This window comes from Agromyces sp. Y558, from assembly GCF_059445415.1.
The window spans coordinates 1,747,789-1,763,876 of record NZ_JCAIUH010000001.1 but is presented as its reverse complement, the minus strand read 5'-3'; the positions used below and the strand labels follow the sequence as shown (position 1 = coordinate 1,763,876).

The window sequence follows — 16,088 nt, the reverse complement described above, 5'->3', positions numbered from 1 at the left end:
TCCATGAAGAACGCGGGACTCGGCACCTGGATTTCTCGACGCCGGGCGAAGTCGTACGGGGACGTCGCGATCGTCTCCTCCGGCGGGGCTCTTCGGTACGAAGAACTCTCCGAGCGCATCGCGCGCCTGGCGAGCGCACTCACGAGGCGGGGCGTGGCCACGGGCGACCGCATCGTGTTCGTCGGCAATAACCACCCCGACTTCCTCACGACCTTCTTCGCGTGCGGAGCCATCGGTGCGATCTTCGTGCCTCTGAACACCCGGCTCGCCCCCCGCGAGCTCGAGTACATGATCGAGGACTCCGGCGCCACGACTCTCGTGACCCTCCAGGCCACACGGGAGCTCGCGCGCGCCGCCGCCTGGTCGAGCGTTCTCACGCGCCGCTTCGTCATCGATGGCCCAGCCGAACTTCCGGCTGTCGAGTCTTTCGAGGACGCCATCGCCGCAGCCTCGGCAGAGCTTCCCGACGTCGCGGTATCGCTCGAGGACCCTGCGATGATCCTCTACACCTCCGGAACCACCGGCCGCCCGAAGGGCGCCGTCCTGACGCACGGAAACCTCACCTGGAACTCGATCAACGCGCTGGTCGACTACGACATCACCTCGGACGAGGTGACGTTGCTCATCGCCCCCATGTTCCATGTCGCATCGCTGAGCATGGGCGCACTGCCGACGCTCCTCAAGGGAGGAACGATCGTGCTGCATGAGAGGTTCGATCCCGGGGCCGTGCTCGAGGCCATTCAGGCCCACGGTGTCACGAGCCTCTCTGGTGTGCCGACGACGTTCCAGATGATCGCCGAGCATCCCGCGTGGGCAGAGACCGACCTCTCTTCCATCCGCAAGCTCACCTGCGGCGGATCGAGCGTCCCGCTGCGCGTGGTCGAGGCCTACGAAGAGCGCGGCCTGAGTTTCTCCTCCGGGTACGGGCTGACCGAGACGGCGCCCGGAGCCACGGCGCTGCCGTATCGCAAGGCGCGCGAGCACATCGGCTCATCGGGCATCGCCCACTTCTTCACGGACGTGCGCATCGTCGGCGAAGACGGCCGGGTCCTGCCCGCCGGCGAGGCGGGAGAGATTCAGATCAGCGGACCGAACGTCATCCCGGAGTACTGGAATCGGCCGGAGGCGAGCCGCGAGGCGCGCGACGGCGTATGGTTCCGCTCCGGCGACATCGGATTCTTGGACGACGACGGCTATCTGATGGTCAGCGACCGCCTCAAGGACCTGATCATCTCCGGTGGCGAGAATATCTACCCCGCTGAAGTGGAACAGCTGATCATGGAGATCAGCGAGATCACGGCCGCCGCTGTGATCGGCGTCCCCGACGACCGATGGGGAGAAGTTCCGATCGCGATCGTCGCCCTGCAGGAGGACGCGCAGCTTTCCGCGGAGGCCGTCATCACGCACTTGACGGGACGCCTGGCCAAGTACAAGATCCCGCGAGCCGTGGTGATCGTGGATGACCTTCCGCGCACCGCCAGCGGGAAGGTGCGCAAGGTCGACCTGAGGGAGCGTTTCCGTTCCCTGCCCGAACTCCATGGAGAGGTGATCTCATGAGCGCTCCCGCAGCGCCGGTCGACACCGTCACACGGAGCATTGCCGCAGCGGACGCGTCGCGTCGTCGGCGCCGGTTCCGTCCCCGTCGCATGCTGCTCGGAGCCGCCGGCGTGCTCACATTCCTCCTCGTCTGGGAGATCGCATCCCGCACCGGCCTCGTCGATTCCACCTACCTTCCCCCAGCCTCGGTCGTCATCGCGACGCTGTTCTCGAACGCGACCCTGACGGGCTTCTGGATCGCGGTGGGGCAGACGCTCACCTCCTGGGCTCTGGGTATGCTGCTCGCCACCGCCCTCGCCGTGCCGCTCGGTATCCTCATCGGCCTGTCGCCGTTCCTGCAGAAGGCGACTCGGTCCACAGTGGAGTTCCTGAGACCGATCCCCTCCGTGGGCCTTATCCCCTTGGCCGTCCTTCTCTTCGCCGTCCCGCTGCAGCAAAGCCTGCTCATCGTGACGTACGGGGCCTTCTGGCAGGTGTTCATCCAAGTGCTGTACGGGGTCGCAGACGTCGACTCCGTCGCGATGAACACCGCGCGGAGCTTCGGATTCACCTGGTGGCAACGGGTTCGCGACGTCGTCTTCCCGACAATGCTCCCCTACCTGCTGACAGGCATCCGACTCGCCGCAGCGGTTGCCCTCATCCTCGCGGTCACCGCAGAACTCGTCATCGGCACCCCGGGGCTCGGCAACCAGATCGCGTTGGCGAAGGAGGCCGGCCTCTACGCCTCGACGTACGCGCTCGTACTCGCCACCGGCCTGCTGGGCGTACTCATCAACGTCGGCGTCCGCGCGCTCGAGCACCGCCTGCTCGGTTGGCACCAGTCGGTGCGAGGGGAGGTGGCCGCATGAGGAAGACACTCGTCTCCTTCGGTTATGCGCTCGGGCTGCCGCTGATTCTCATCCTGATCTGGTGGGCGCTCGGCCTGAATGCGACGAGCATCTTCGTTCCCAAGCCGGGCGAACTCCTCGCAGAGTTCTTCGAAACCTGGGTCGGCGATCGCTTCTTCACGGATGTCCTCCCGAGCCTCGCTCGGTTCGCGGTGGGCACCGGCATCGCGATCGTGTTCGGCATCCTCATTGGACTGCTCGTCGGACTCAGCCGCGACCTTCGCGCCTTCACGGAGCCGACCTTCGAGTTCTTCCGCGCGATCCCACCGCCAGTGCTCATCCCGATCTTCGGCCTGCTGATCGGCGTGAGTGACGGCATGAAGGTGGTCGTCATCGCCGCAGGGGCAATCTGGCCGGTCCTGCTCAACACCATCGAGGGAGTGCGCGCAGTCGATTCCGTGCAGAGCGAGACGACGCGTTCCTACGGCATCCAAGGATTCTCACGCGTGCGCTTCCAAGTGATGCCTGCGGCCGCACCCAGCATCCTCGCCGGCGTTCGACAAGCACTTCCGATCGGGATCATCCTCATGGTGATCAGCGAGATGTTCTTCTCGTCCTCAGGACTGGGCTTCTCCATCATTCAGTTCCAGCGCCGCTTCGCGATCCCCGAGATGTGGTCGGGAATCCTGCTGCTGGGACTGATCGGCTACGCCGTCTCGATGATCTTCAAGTTCGTCGAACACCGCATCCTCCACTGGTACTACGGATTGAAGGACATCGAGAATGCCGCCTGAGAGCACCCCCGGAATCTCCCCCACTCCACGCGGGCGCAGCCTCCCGGCCGAACAGACGCTGCTGTCGGTGCAGGGCCTGCAGAAGGTCTACCGAACGGATGCGGGCGACATCGAAGCCGTGCGCAACCTGACCTTCGACCTCGGCAAGAACGAGCTCACATGCCTCGTCGGGCCATCGGGCTCCGGCAAGACGACGCTGCTCAAGTGCATCGCCGGACTGCTCGAACCGACAAGCGGCGAGATCGTCCTCGACGGCAAGCGCGTGACAGGCCCCCCGAAGAAAATGGCCGTCGTGTTCCAGGAGTACGGCCGGTCGCTGTACCCATGGCTCCGCGTCGAGGAGAACGTCGAGCTTCCGCTCCGGAATGCGAGAGTTCCGAAGCCCGAACGGAAGCGACTCGTGGCGGAGGCGATCGAGAGCGTTGGCTTGTCCCACGTTCCGAAGTCCTACCCGTGGCAGCTGTCCGGCGGGATGCAGCAGCGCGTCGCCATCGCGCGCGCCATCGCCTACCAGCCCGAGGTGCTGCTCATGGACGAGCCGTTCGCGGCCGTCGACGCCCAGACTCGCGCCGACCTCGAGGACCTCGTCCGGGCCATCCGGAAACGGCTGGGCGTGACCGTGCTGTTCGTGACCCACGACATCGACGAGTCGGTGTACCTCGGCGAGCGCGTCATCATCCTGTCTTCGTCGCCCACCGTCGTCCAGGAGGACCTCGTGATCGACCTCCCGCAGGATCGCGACCAGCTCGAGACACGTGCGCTGCCGCGGTTCACCGAACTCCGCCACCACGTCTACGAACAGATCCAGCTCGCGAAGAAGGGGTTCCGCCCCGACTCGGCTCGAGCCCAGGCACCCGCCCGGTGAGCTCCACGGCGGGATCGCCTCTGCACGCAGCGATGGCAGCCCGACCGCCGGCTGAGTTCGCCAACCGTCGCGCGGTGCCGCTCACCGACCGTTCGGGGACCCGACCGTGGCGGCCGAGTCCCCGAAGCGTCAGCGAGTGATCACCGCACCACGAGCGCGATGCCGATTCCCCTCGTCGGCGAGACGGTCGCATCGCCGGAGTACGACGCGACGATCGAGTGCGCACCCCGAGTCAACGTCCCAACGGGGATGCTGGCTTTACCGTCAGCAATCGTGCCGGTCACGGTCCTGCCCGCCACGGTCACGGTCACGGTGCCAGTCGCCTCCTTCCCGACCGGCAGTATCCGCACCACGACGGTGACGGGCCTGGAACTCGAGGACAGCAGCGGACTGGTGGTGACGAGCGCCGCCGACGCGCTGCGCACCGTGAGCGGCGTGCTGCTGGCGGCGCTGGAGTCACCCTCCCCAGAACGAGCGGTCACCCTCACGCTCAACTCGCTGCCCTGGTCAATGAGCCTGACGGTGTAGCTGGACCCGGTTGAGCCGGCAATCGGTCGACCGTCCCGCATCCATTGGAAGCTGAACGTTGCTCCCGATCCCGTCCAGTCGCCTGCGGTCGCCGTGAGCGTTCGGCCCACGTCGGGGCTTCCCGTCACGACCGGCGCGGAGATATTCACTGGCGTGGACGTCACCTCGCATGTGAAGCTGTCGGCGCGGTCACGATCCCCGCCGCCATAAACGGCAACCGAGGGGTACGGGCAGAGCGGTCGCGTCAGGTCGGGTGACCAGCTTGCGGGCACCTCGGGGTTCGTCGGATCCAGCGAGGCGACGATCCGATCCGGAGGCGTTCCTCCCTCGACCCACTCGACGAGCGCCGCGAGCGCGGCGTACCGATCGGTTGCAGGTCCGCCTTGAACGTGGCCCATACCCGGGACCTCGAAGTAGCGAGCGAACTGGTCCGCCTTGTCACCGTAGCCGGCCTGAAGCCCTTCGTACCAAGAGGCGGTGTCATCCGGCGAGAACACGCCGTCGGCGGCGCCGTGAATGACGATCATCTTGCCGCCGCGGTTGCGGAGCGTATCGAGGTTCGTCGGGTTGGGCGGCGTCATGAACGACATAGCGCTCTCGGTGTAGACCCCGTTGGTGGTGTAGATCTTCGAGGCAAGAGCATCGATGTCCACGCTCATCGCGTACTGCCCCAGGCCAGGAAGCGCCGGCGCATCGGGCGGGGTTGTGAAGATGTAGCCGGCCGCACCCGGGTCCCGGGTCACGGATGCGTTGAACTCCCACCCTGCCCAGCCTGACTGAACGATGCCAGGATCGAAGGGGAAGGAGCTATAGATCGCTTCTCCGGTGCGGGTGCGGGCACCGCCGAAAATGTCGGTCACCACCACCTTCTGCGCGGCAGTCAAGCATGTTCCATCGCGGGCCGCCGTGCACGTGGGCACATCGCGATCAAGGGAGAACACCTCTTGGCAGAGCGAACTTGCTTGGACCGCTCCGTCTTCGAGCCCGTCGAGGGCGTCGCAGCGCGTCAACACGGCGCCCGCAATCGTTGCGCGCTCCGCAGGCGTCAGTGCGCTCGACAGGTTCGCCGGGTCTGTTGCCACGGTGGCGTAGCGCTGCGCGCCCCAGATTTGAGCCACAGCGGCTTTGGGGAGATTGAAGCCGGGCGCCAACGCGAGGAAACCGTCGTATTGGTCGGCATATCGGGCGGAGCCGACCATGGTGTGCCGGCCGCCATTCGATCCTCCGGTCATGTACGAGCGGTCGGGTCCACGTCCGTAGCCCGCGGTGATGAGCGCCTTCGCCATCGGGGTCAGTGTGCCTACTGCTTGGTACCCATAGTCGAGCCGCGCCTGGGGATCGAGGCCGAAGGTTGGATTCTGGCTGCCGGAGTGTCCTGCATCCGAACTGATCACCGCGAAGCCCGTCTGAAGGCCACTCTCCCCGCCACCGACGCGCCCGAGCGCCGTCGCAACAGATCCATCGATGCCTCCGTTGGCCTGATACAGGAATCGCCCGCTCCACTCCACCGGCAACCGCATCTCGAAGCCGATGGCATAGGACTGACCGTCGACAGAGCTCACCCTCTCGTTCATCACGCCCTGTACGAGACAGTGCTCGCCGACGGATACCCCTGCGACCGGCCCAACGGGCACTCTTTCCGCGATGGTGATCCTCGTGTGCGGAAAGACGAAGCCCGCGAGGGACTCGCACTGCTCAAGGGAACTCTGCCGCGCAGGGCTCAGCTGCGGGAGTCCCCCCTCGACTGTCGCCCCTGCCGGAGCCGCCGAGGCGGGAACCGCCACTGAAGAGAAGAGCAGCGTTGTCGCGGCGATCGTCGCACCGACGGTGGTGATCCAGCGCTTGCGCGCGTTCATTGCGAACTCCCGATGACGACTGACGCCGTACCCCTGCACTTCGTTGTGACTGACATGTCGATTCCTCTCCATGCGTCGCCGACGAGGCAGCCCGCCGACGACGGCGGTGAATTCGACGGGCAACACTGCCCGGCGTACCGCCAAAGTATCGCCGTTGATTGGAAATTGCAATCATTGGATTCTTCCATTACTCGAACGCCAGTCGGTCAGTATTTGCGCTCGCTCACCCGGAGAGTCAGGAGATTCCTCTGAGGCCGTATATCGTCGAATTCCGCAGCTAGCCTCGGGGAATGGAAGAAAGGCGTCTGCTCGCCGTGATGGCGACCCCGCTCGAGGTCCCCGCGCTGGTTGAGCGGAATCGCTGGCCTGTGCACGTAACCATCGCTGGCAACTTCCACGTCGATGACGGCCGGGTCAATGATGTTTCAAACCAGCTCGCGGCTGTCGCCAGTGATGTCCTCGCATTCGACGTCAACCTTGGGCCGACGGCTCAATTCGGACTGGAGCAGAACATCGCGGTGCTTCTGGCTGAACATCCGGCCCTTTACCGTCTGCACGAGTCGTTGGCCGCCGCGCTGAAGCGGACACCCGGGTTCGCAGCCGTCGAGCCGGACTTTTGGGAGGTCGGTTATCGCCCACATGCGACTCGTGGTCCGTTTATCAGCGTCGGCGAAGGAGACATTTTGTCGATCAGATGGTTGACGTTGGTGTCGCTCGATGAATCCACAGGGCGGAGGATCACAACCATCGAGCTCGACCTACATGACGCCCGGTGAAGGGTCCTCGAGCGCTCCCAATCCCGGCCGGATTGACTGCTCGTCGCGCGCTCGATACGGGATGCCCGTTTACCCCGCCCGTGAATCACCACTGACGTTGTGGCGGGTTCGGCGATGGGGTGCGGCAGGGTGCCGCACCCCATCGCCTGTTCTCAGCCGGTGATGTCGCGCCGGCGGAGGATCAGGGTCGCCCCGACGACGAACACGATGCTGAGGCCCCACAGCATCACGAGGCCCGCCCAGTCCGTGCCGTCGAGCAGCGGAAGCTCGCGATATGCCCATGAGTACGGCGACAACGCACGCAACCAATCACCGCCGTCGACCTGGTTGGCGATCGCGTTGAACACATAGCCGATCACCGCGACCCCAGCGCCTGCGGCCGTCGCAAGGATGCGTCGGCCCGTCGCGGCACCGACCATGAGCGCTATCGTGCCGGACATGAACGCGAGACCGACCAATGCAGCCGAGGCCCCGAACACGTTCGGCGGATCTATACCGAGTTCGGACGGTTCGTTCAATAGCAGCACGATGACAGCTGCAAGCAGCCCCAGCCACGCGAGCCGTACCAGCACGGAGAGCGCCGATTCGAGGGCGTACTGGCTGCGGCCTACCCCGTGGGCGAGCGTGAGTTCCAGCGTGCCGGATTCCTCTGCGCCGGCAATCGCGGATGAACCCCAGGACGTGGCCGCGATGACGAGGAGCAGGAAACCGATCAACCCGAAGAACGTGCTCTGCGCGTACCCCGCCCCGGAGGCGATCTGCTCGAACCCGAGCGTCGTCACGAGTTCCTCGGGCATGCTGTCGATGATCTGCTGCATCTCCCCGTTCCCACCGATGCTCGGGAACAGCGGGAGGTACATGAACAGGGCTGCAGCGACACCGAGGCTCCATCCGATCAACGATCGCCATGAATCGCCGAGCGAACGGCGAAAGACCGGAAGCACCCTAACCACGGTTCACCTCCTGGTCGCGCCCGTTGCCGGTCGATCCGCCATAGAGCTGCAGGACGGACTCCTCGAGGTCGGGCTCCTCAACGACGAGGTCAGTGACCCGGTGCCGTGCGAACAGCTTCACGAGCGGGTCGATGTCACCGTCGAGCGTCGCGGTCAGCCGCGTCTCACCCTCTCCGGTGATCACGACATCTCGAAGACCTGGGATGGTCGCGAGCTCGTCGCGGACCGCGCCGGGATCCGCCCCGCCAAGGCTCACCCGTACACGCCTGATCTGGCCCAGCCGCAGCGAGGCGACCGCGCCTTCCGCGACGATTCGCCCGCCGTTGAGCACGGCGACATGGTCCGCGATCTGTTGGATCTCACTCAGCACATGCGAACTCAAGAGCACGGTCTGCCCACCGGCGCGGGCCTCGCGCACCATCTCGAGGAACTCCCGTTGCACGAGAGGATCGAGCCCACTCGTCGGTTCATCCAGCACGAGCAGCTCTGGGCGATGCATGAACGCTTGAATGAGTCCGAGCTTCTGCTTGTTGCCTTTGGACAGCGTCCGAACTTGTCGACTCAGGTCCAACCCAAGCCGGTCGGCGAGATCCCCGACCGCTCCGGGCGCGACCGTGCCGCTGATCTCGGCGTAGTGCCGCAGCAGCCTGCGGCCACGGATGCGCCCTTCCAGACGAAGCTCGCCAGGCACATAGCCGATCCGGCGTCGAAGCGCAGAACCACCGGCCCGTGGATCCAGCCCAAGCACCCGAGCCTGACCAGCCGATGGCCGAATGATGTCGAGCAGCATCCGGAGGGTGGTCGTCTTTCCGGCCCCGTTCGGGCCGATCAGCCCGAACACGGTTCCGGGCTCCACAGCGATGTCGAGGTCGTGAATCGCCGGATGCGATCCATACCGTTTCTTCAGACCGATTGTTTCAATGGCAGGGGTCATCGCCCATGCTCCTTTCAAGGAAGAGAAGTCTCCGAGTGATCAAGAACCGGTGCCGTGCGGCGGGTCGGGGTCTTGATTCGGGTCGTTCTCGCCCTTGTCGGAGCGAGGGCCGCTCGTTCGCGCGAGCGCCTCTTGCGCGGCGACGAGGAACCGATCGTCCGCGTACAGTCCATGCGTGTAGAGATCGAGGATCGGAATCGTGGAGCGACGAATCCCCGCAGCACTGAGCTGCTCCACGCCGAGGGTACGTGCGATCTGGCGGTGCATCACCAACGGCACCACCCCATACAGGGTCAGGTACAGCGCGGTCACCGAGCGGTCGATCGGCTCACGCATGATGCCCGCCGCCACCTGCTCGTCGACCATCGCCGAAGTCCCCGCGCGAAGCGCGTCGAAGAGCTGATCGGCGGCGGGGCTGTTCGACGTAAGCATGCGCGCCGTGTAGTCGATCAACGGACGATACGTGTCGACATCCGCGAGCCAACGATGAATCGCCGACGACGAGTCAACGCCCGCGAGCTCGTCCTTCCGCCCGAGAAACTGGCTCACGACGTACTCATCGCACGCGACCCGCAGCCCATCCTTCGACTCGAAATGATGCACCACCAGCCCCGGGCTCACCCTAGCTAGCGTGGCGACCGCGCGCACCGATGTTGCCGCAAAACCCTCGCGCCCGAAGAGGTCCACCGCCGCAGCACGGATCCGCGCCTTCGTGGTGAGATCTTCGTCGGCTGAACGCATGTTCAATACCCTAAACGATCGTTCAACCACGGGCAAGCAGAACTCGCGCGCGGGAGGCGCGACCCATCACGGGATCGTTGGGTCTTCCCCCGTGTCAGCTCGCGGGGTCGCCGTCGGCTTCCCGCTTCCGCCGTTCGAGTTCGGCTCGGCGCTCGTAGTACTCGATCTCGCGGTCGAGGTCGGCGAGCTGCTGCTCGGTGGAATCGACCTGCGGCATGGCGGGCCCGTAGTTCGGCTGCGATCGCTGCGATCGCTGCGCCATGAGCGAGCCGATGCCGTCACCGGCCGACGACCCGCCGTACTCGCGTCCGATCACGAACCACAGCAGCGTGCCGATGAGCGGCAGCAGCACGACGAGCAGGATCCAGGCGAACTTCGGCAGATGCCGCACCTGGGACTCGTCGCGCGTGATGATATCGATCAGCGCGAACACCATCGCGGCGACCACGATGACGGGAAAGACGGCAGCCATGGCCGTCAGCATATTGGGCCGGGCGAATGCGGCGCTACGGCGAAACCAGCCGAGCCACCTCGCCGACCTCCCGCATGAATTCCTCGACGTCGGGCTCGTCTGAGGTGGGTTGCAGCACGACCGCGTCGACGCCGGCTGCGAAGAACCGCTCAGCGGCCTCGGCGACGGCGGATGCGTCGCCGACGGCGGCCAGTCGCTGGTCGTCGGGCATGTTCCACTGCGTGAGTTCTCGTGCGACCCGCTCGTCGGCCTCCTTGCCGCCGAACGCGGCCATCAGGTAGACGACCACCTCGTTGCGCCCCTCACGCCCGGCGGCGCTGCGCCCGGTCGCGATCGTCGCCACGGCCTCTGCGGCGCGATCGACCGTCGTGCCGCCGGTGAGCGCTGTGCCATCGGCCACCTCACCGGTGAGCTGCAGCGTCTTGGGGCCTTCACCAGCCGCGTACACGAGCGGCGCCGTCGCCGGTGGCCAGTCGAGCTTCACTCGATCGAGCTTCACGTATCGACCGTCGGTCGTGACCTCCTCGCCTGTGAGTAGCTGCCGCAGCGCCGGAACATACTCGCGCATGAGCGTCAGCGGCGAAGCGACACGGCTGCCCGTCTGCGCCATCCATCGCTGCACGCCATGGCCGACGCCCGGCAGCAGACGGCCCGGGAACATGCGCTCGATGGTCGCGATCTCCATGGCGGTGATCGCGACGTTGCGCAAGGGCATCGGTGCGACGCCGATGCCCACCCGCAGACGCTCGGTCCACGCGAGGGCCGCGGCGGCGGTGGCGAAGGCCGACTGCTGAAAGCAGTCCTCCCAAAGCCAGAGTTCGGGCACGCGCGCCGCTTCGGCGGCCTCGACCGCGGGTCGGAACTGCTCAGGTGGGAACGCAGGCTGGAAGATCGCTCCGATTCGACGCATGCGACAACTCTGGCAGCACCCGCCGGCATGCGCCCACTGTCGTTCACCGAGCGGATGCTTGAACCCGGCGTCTCGCCCGGCTCGACATCGCGGTCCCCGAATCGACCAGCTGTTCTGGCCGCAAGCTCAGATGGAGAGCTGGATATCGGCGTGCCTGTTCCCGCCACACTGTTCCGTGCCGTCGATTCGCTCCCAGTCGGCCTCGATTCCGCCTTCTGCGATGACGGCTCCATCTTCATCGGTGAGCCGGTAGCCGAGAACGGGAAGGCCGCTGTTCAAAACTGCGGACCAGCCATTCGTGCTGTCGCCCGAAAGATCAAAGACTCCGGTCGGCAGGGGCGTCTCGGTCGAACCCACCTCGAGCGGCAGCTCCACCGGGCCAGGAGTGCAGGACTCCCCTTCGCACAACGCGAGTTCAAGGCCCGGCCGGGGATCGAGAAGTTCGATGCGTGCGGCGCTGCTGTGGCCGATCGTCGTGCAGGCGAGGAATGGGGGCACACAACCGGTGAGCAACAGAAGCGACACCACGAACAGTGGCACCACCTTCAACAGTCGCATCCAATCAGGCTACGAGCCTGACGATCGCGGTCCGCCGAATGTTGTCGGACCGTGACACCCAGAGAGCTCAGCGGCCCCTTTGACGTTGACGGCGACAATCACCGGAGAACAACCGACTCAGACGACGATGCCTCTGCGAGCCAGGAGTGCCCAGAGGCCTTCGGAGCTCGATCCCTCAGCAAACGGTCCGCGCCGAGGTGCCACGCGCTTGGGCGCAGCTTGCGTATTTCTCGGCAAGCAACTCTGACAGCACCGCCGGCATGCGCCCACTGTCGTTCACCGAGCGGATGCTCCGATCGGGGATGATGGGGCGATGACCGACCGTTCCGCGCCATCCGTCGAGGCCCGCCCGAGCACCAATTTCAGACTGCTCGGGGTGATCGCCTTCGCCGTCGGAGTCGCGAGTGTCGTGATAACCCGCCTGCTCGGTCTCGTCACACCGTTCCTGATCAGCACCGCACTGCCGATGGCGTACGAACTCATCACCACGCTGGGGCTCGTCGCCAACGTGCTCTCACTCGTTCTCGGCATCGGGGCACTCGTGCTCGGCCTGATCGTGCTGCTGCGGCGCGACGCCCCGAAGGGATTCGCCGCCGCCGGCACCGCACTCGGCGGGGTAGAGGTGCTCAGCGCCCTCATCGGACTCGGGCAGTCCGCGGTGTACTCCAGGATGTGACCGAGGTCTCGAGGGGGCGGCATGTACGAGCTCGAAGTACGCGACGACCATCGGCTGATCAACTCGATCTTCGATCCACGTCGAAATGATGGCGATCGGATGCCGCGAGCCGCAGTCTGGACTCAACGGATGCCACGCGGCATCCGCCCGCGAAAGGAAGCACCGCATGTCATTCCAGGCCTACCTCGATACCATCGAGAAGAAGACCGGACTCACCCCCCGGCAGCTCGTCGACCTGGCCGCCGAGCAGGGCTTCGGCCCGGGCACGAAGGCGACACCGATCGTCGCGTGGCTGAAAGCGGACTACGGCCTCGGGCAGGGGCACGCGATGGCGCTCGTGCACGTGATCACGAAGGGTCCGCAGATCAGCACGAAGCACGTCGGCACCGACGGCGTGCACAGCGACGCCACCGACACCCTCTGGCTCGACGGCGCGGCGACGAACCCGAACGGTTAACCGGTTCGCGCCGCAGCACGCCGAGGGAGACCACCCCCAGCACGGTGACGAGGGCGGCCCCGACCTGAAAGGCCAGCGCGTACCCGCCGGTGAGGGCCACGGATGCCGCGGCGCCCGCGGACTCGAGCGCGCGGGCATGCCCGAGCGAGAGTGCCACGAGCGCGGCGAGACCGAGCGCCCCGCCCACCTGGGCCATCACGTTCTGCACGGCGGATGCGAGGCTCGCGTCGGCATCCACGATCCCGTGGAAGGCGGCATTGGCCGCCGCGGGCATCAGCACTCCCGATGCGACACCGAGCACGAGCATGCCGGGCAGGATGCCACCGGCATAGGAGCTGCCGACGTCGATGCCCGACGAGAGGACCAGTCCGGCGGCCACGCCGAGGAGACCGGTACCGAGCAGCCTGCCGGCGCCCGCTCGGGGCATCAGGGCGGTGCTGATGGCGAGCCCGGCCCCGATGCCGAGGCCGAGCGGCACGTACGAGAGTCCGCCCTGCAGCGGGGTGAACCCCAGCACCTGCTGCTCGAACAGGGTCAGCAGGAACACGTAGGAGAAGAAGACGGCGGAGTTCACCACGATCGCCGCGTAGGTGATCGCCCGCACCCGATCGGCGAAGAACCGCGCCGGGATGAGTGGCCGGCTCGACCTCGACTCGACGAGCAACATGGCTCCGACCAACACGACGCCGGCCAGGAGTGGGCCGAGCGCTTGCGGCGACGCCAACGACGACGCGGGAATCTGCAGGAGGCCGAAGACGATGCCGACGAGGCCGAGGGTACCGAGAAGGGCGCCGGTGAAGTTCACCCCGTGTGCGGCGCTTGCTACCCTGCTCCTGCCCACGATGAACGGCACGAGCACGATCGCGACCAGGGCGATGGGCAGGTTCACCAGGAAGATGAATCGCCAATCGGCGAGGTCCGTGAGCAAGCCCGAGATGACCGACCCCGAGACGCCGCCGAGACCGCTGAGTCCGCCCCAGGTGCCGAGCGCTTTCATCCGTTCGCGAGGATCCTGGAACAGCAGCACGATGAGCCCCAGCCCCGCGGGCGCCGCCAGGGCTTCGCCGAGCCCCTGAACGAAGCGGCCGCCGACGAGCATGCCCGGACTGAGGGCGGCACCGCAGGCGAGCGACCCGACCGCGAACACGATCACGCCGAGCAGGAAGATCCTGCGCTGGCCGAACACGTCGGCCAACCGCCCGCCCAGCAGCAGCAGCCCGGCGGCGGTCAGCACGTAGGCGTTCACCACCCACGCGAGCCCGGCATCCGTGAATCCGAGTTCTTCGTGGATGCGCGGCAGCGCCACGTTCACGACCGTCAGATCGAGCACCAGGATGAACTGGAACAGGCCGAGCACGGTCAACGCGCGCCACCGCAGTGGATTGCGTTGACCATCGATCGGCGCCGGGAGCGCCTGCTCCGCGGCTGGTGTCCGCTGCGCGTCGGACATCAGTCGAACGCCGGGGAGGCGTGATCGATGGCGTACTTCGTGATGTCGCCGCCCAGAAACTGCACCTCGAGTCGCGGCGCGTTCGCCCTGACACGCCAGGCCTGGAGCGCCTGCTCGCTCTCCCATCGTTCGAAGAGGTTCACGCGTCTCGTGTCCACCGAGTCCACTGAGATGGCGAGGTCGAGGCATCCGTCGGCCCGACGAGCGCGCACGAGCAGCTCGGCGTGGGCCGCGACGTAGTCGTCGCGCACCTTCGGTTCGAGCTCCAGGTATCCCGCGATGATCAACATGATGATTCTCCTTATCACTGCTAAGTTGCCTGCAACCTACCCTTACCACCGATAAGGTGTCAACCGTGGCATCCAACACTCGACCGCCCCTCACACGAGCAGGAATCGAACTGGTCGCCCTCGACCTGGTCAACGAGGTGGGCCTCGACGCACTGAGCATGCGCCGCCTCGCCGACCGCCTCGGCGTGCAGTCGCCCGCCCTGTACTGGCACTTCCGCAGCAAGCAGGAGCTGCTCGAGGGCATGGCCGAACGCATCTACCTCGCGGGCGGCATGGGTGCACCGTCAGCCGAGGAGGCGTGGCAGGACTGGGTCATGCGTCGCTCGGCCGCCTACCGTGCTGCATTGAACTCCTGCCGCGATGGTGCGCGCATCGCGGCAGAGGCCAGCGGCGCCAGCCCCACCCTCATCGGTCTCTTCGACGAGGAGATCACCGCGATGGTGGGCTTCGGCTTCACACCGGCGCTCGCGCTGCACACCATCTCGGTGATCACCCACTACATCTCGGGCTTCGTGCTGAAGGAGCAAGCGCCCGCGAACCAGGCGCCCCCAGCCGGTGACGCCCCGCTCGACATCTCCGACACGCTGAAGAGTGCCTTCGCCGAAGGAGGCGCACCGCTCAGCACCGAGGTGTTCGAACACGGCATCCGAATGATCGTCGCCGGCGTCAACAGCGAACTCGGCTCGATTCCACCGGCGTGACCAGGCCTGGCCGGCACGGCCAGCGTGTCACCAGTGCAGCGCGTCACCGGCCTACGTTGTCGGGCTCCACGGTGCGTGCCTGGTCCCACGGCTCTGCCCAGCCGAGATCGTCGAACATGCGGTCGAGCACGAGCGCGGTGAAACCCCAGATGAGGCGACCTCCGACGGTGAACGCCGGCGAACGGTACGTGTGCGAATCGAGCTTGAACGCCGTGTTCGCCCGGTTCGCCGGGTCGAGCAGATCGCCGACCGGCACGCGGAACACATCGACGGACTCGTCGTGATCGACCGCCGCGACCTCTGAAGGCCGCGTCCACCACGCCGGCACGGGCGTGACGAGGTGATTGCTCACGGGCACGGGCATCGGCGGCAGCGTGCCGAGCGGCTCGACGCCGTCGGGGTCGACGCCGGTCTCTTCACGGGCTTCCCGAAGCGCCGCGGCGATCGGTCCGTCATCGGATGCATCGAGCCGGCCGCCCGGGAACGCGATCTGCCCCGCGTGGCTGCGCAGCGTCGCCGCGCGGCGGAGCAGCAGCACATCGAGGTCGCGCGCGACCGCCGCGTCGGTGCGGGCGGGGATCGCGTCGAGCACTCCGAACAGCACGAGCACTGCCGCCGGGCGTGCGGTCGAGGCATCCGAGAGGTCGCGTGGCATGTCGGGGTGCCAGTCGAGGCCGCGCTCGCAGAGGGCGATGAGTTCGGCGCGAGCGTCGGTGGTCACGGGCATGGCTCCACCATACGGA

The 16,088-nt window shown here is 66.5% G+C and carries 18 protein-coding genes; 8 read left to right on the top strand and 10 right to left on the bottom strand.

The window, feature by feature from the left end; genetic code table 11:
* Positions 1–3 precede the first annotated feature (3 nt).
* From AC1C2T_RS08270 to AC1C2T_RS08255, 4 genes are read left to right on the top strand one after another with little or no spacing between them, the layout of a single operon-like run.
* Positions 4–1,557 (top strand): acyl-CoA synthetase, encoded by a 1,554-nt coding sequence (locus AC1C2T_RS08270; protein ID WP_495384936.1) that lies wholly within the window; start codon positions 4–6, stop codon positions 1,555–1,557.
* Complete coding sequence (locus AC1C2T_RS08265) at positions 1,554–2,405, top strand: ABC transporter permease (RefSeq protein WP_495384935.1); 852 nt, start codon at positions 1,554–1,556, stop codon at positions 2,403–2,405. Before AC1C2T_RS08270 ends, AC1C2T_RS08265 begins: the two co-directional genes overlap by 4 nt.
* Positions 2,402–3,178, top strand: coding sequence for an ABC transporter permease (locus tag AC1C2T_RS08260; protein ID WP_495384934.1), 777 nt, complete (start codon positions 2,402–2,404; stop codon positions 3,176–3,178). Before AC1C2T_RS08265 ends, AC1C2T_RS08260 begins: the two co-directional genes overlap by 4 nt.
* A complete protein-coding gene (locus AC1C2T_RS08255) occupies positions 3,168–4,043 on the top strand; it encodes an ABC transporter ATP-binding protein (RefSeq protein ID WP_495362086.1) in 876 nt (291 codons plus the stop codon). The genes AC1C2T_RS08260 and AC1C2T_RS08255 overlap by 11 nt, the downstream gene beginning before the upstream one ends.
* A gap of 140 nt (positions 4,044–4,183) precedes the next feature.
* On the opposite strand, the gene AC1C2T_RS08250 is transcribed toward AC1C2T_RS08255, so the two are convergent.
* Positions 4,184–6,598, bottom strand: coding sequence for a tannase/feruloyl esterase family alpha/beta hydrolase (locus AC1C2T_RS08250; RefSeq protein WP_495384933.1), 2,415 nt, complete (start codon positions 6,596–6,598; stop codon positions 4,184–4,186).
* Between the two features lie 119 nt (positions 6,599–6,717).
* Here AC1C2T_RS08250 and AC1C2T_RS08245 point away from each other — a divergent pair, with 119 nt between their 5' ends.
* The gene (locus tag AC1C2T_RS08245; RefSeq protein WP_495384932.1) at positions 6,718–7,203 is read left to right on the top strand and encodes a 2'-5' RNA ligase family protein; all 486 of its coding nucleotides are present in this window, start codon (positions 6,718–6,720) and stop codon (positions 7,201–7,203) included.
* Between the two features lie 152 nt (positions 7,204–7,355).
* Here AC1C2T_RS08245 and AC1C2T_RS08240 read toward each other — a convergent pair whose 3' ends face one another.
* From AC1C2T_RS08240 to AC1C2T_RS08215, 6 genes are all read right to left on the bottom strand, one after another.
* Complete coding sequence (locus tag AC1C2T_RS08240; protein ID WP_495384931.1) at positions 7,356–8,156, bottom strand: ABC transporter permease subunit; 801 nt, start codon at positions 8,154–8,156, stop codon at positions 7,356–7,358.
* Positions 8,149–9,090, bottom strand: a complete 942-nt coding sequence (locus tag AC1C2T_RS08235; RefSeq protein WP_495384930.1) for an ABC transporter ATP-binding protein — start codon at positions 9,088–9,090, stop codon at positions 8,149–8,151. Before AC1C2T_RS08235 ends, AC1C2T_RS08240 begins: the two co-directional genes overlap by 8 nt.
* A 39-nt stretch (positions 9,091–9,129) precedes the next feature.
* Positions 9,130–9,831: a TetR/AcrR family transcriptional regulator gene (locus AC1C2T_RS08230; RefSeq protein WP_495384929.1), complete on the bottom strand. Its 702-nt coding sequence runs from the start codon at positions 9,829–9,831 to the stop codon at positions 9,130–9,132.
* 94 nt (positions 9,832–9,925) lie between these two features.
* Entirely contained in the window at positions 9,926–10,303 is a 378-nt protein-coding gene (locus tag AC1C2T_RS08225) for a PLDc N-terminal domain-containing protein (RefSeq protein ID WP_495384928.1), read from the bottom strand.
* 34 nt (positions 10,304–10,337) lie between these two features.
* On the bottom strand, positions 10,338–11,213 hold the full coding sequence (locus AC1C2T_RS08220) for an LLM class flavin-dependent oxidoreductase (protein WP_495384927.1): 876 nt from the start codon (positions 11,211–11,213) through the stop codon (positions 10,338–10,340).
* Positions 11,214–11,339: 126 nt separating this feature from the next.
* Complete coding sequence (locus AC1C2T_RS08215) at positions 11,340–11,771, bottom strand: hypothetical protein (protein WP_495384926.1); 432 nt, start codon at positions 11,769–11,771, stop codon at positions 11,340–11,342.
* 313 nt (positions 11,772–12,084) lie between these two features.
* On the opposite strand from AC1C2T_RS08215, the gene AC1C2T_RS08210 reads away from it, so the two are divergent.
* Together AC1C2T_RS08210 and AC1C2T_RS08205 are read left to right on the top strand one after the other, a co-directional pair.
* Positions 12,085–12,447, top strand: coding sequence for a hypothetical protein (locus AC1C2T_RS08210; protein ID WP_495384925.1), 363 nt, complete (start codon positions 12,085–12,087; stop codon positions 12,445–12,447).
* 166 nt (positions 12,448–12,613) lie between these two features.
* The gene (locus tag AC1C2T_RS08205; RefSeq protein ID WP_495362078.1) at positions 12,614–12,904 is read left to right on the top strand and encodes a DUF4287 domain-containing protein; all 291 of its coding nucleotides are present in this window, start codon (positions 12,614–12,616) and stop codon (positions 12,902–12,904) included.
* Here the strand turns inward: AC1C2T_RS08205 and AC1C2T_RS08200 are convergent.
* A complete protein-coding gene (locus AC1C2T_RS08200; RefSeq protein ID WP_495384924.1) occupies positions 12,813–14,354 on the bottom strand; it encodes an MFS transporter in 1,542 nt (513 codons plus the stop codon). The two genes, AC1C2T_RS08205 and AC1C2T_RS08200, sit on opposite strands and share 92 nt — an antisense overlap.
* The gene (locus AC1C2T_RS08195) at positions 14,354–14,644 is read right to left on the bottom strand and encodes a putative quinol monooxygenase (RefSeq protein ID WP_495384923.1); all 291 of its coding nucleotides are present in this window, start codon (positions 14,642–14,644) and stop codon (positions 14,354–14,356) included. Before AC1C2T_RS08195 ends, AC1C2T_RS08200 begins: the two co-directional genes overlap by 1 nt.
* Before the next feature lie 65 nt (positions 14,645–14,709).
* Here AC1C2T_RS08195 and AC1C2T_RS08190 point away from each other — a divergent pair, with 65 nt between their 5' ends.
* A complete protein-coding gene (locus tag AC1C2T_RS08190; protein WP_495384922.1) occupies positions 14,710–15,345 on the top strand; it encodes a TetR family transcriptional regulator in 636 nt (211 codons plus the stop codon).
* Between the two features lie 43 nt (positions 15,346–15,388).
* Here the strand turns inward: AC1C2T_RS08190 and AC1C2T_RS08185 are convergent, their stop codons facing one another.
* Complete coding sequence (locus AC1C2T_RS08185) at positions 15,389–16,072, bottom strand: NUDIX hydrolase (protein ID WP_495362077.1); 684 nt, start codon at positions 16,070–16,072, stop codon at positions 15,389–15,391.
* Between the last annotated feature and the right edge of the window lie 16 nt (positions 16,073–16,088).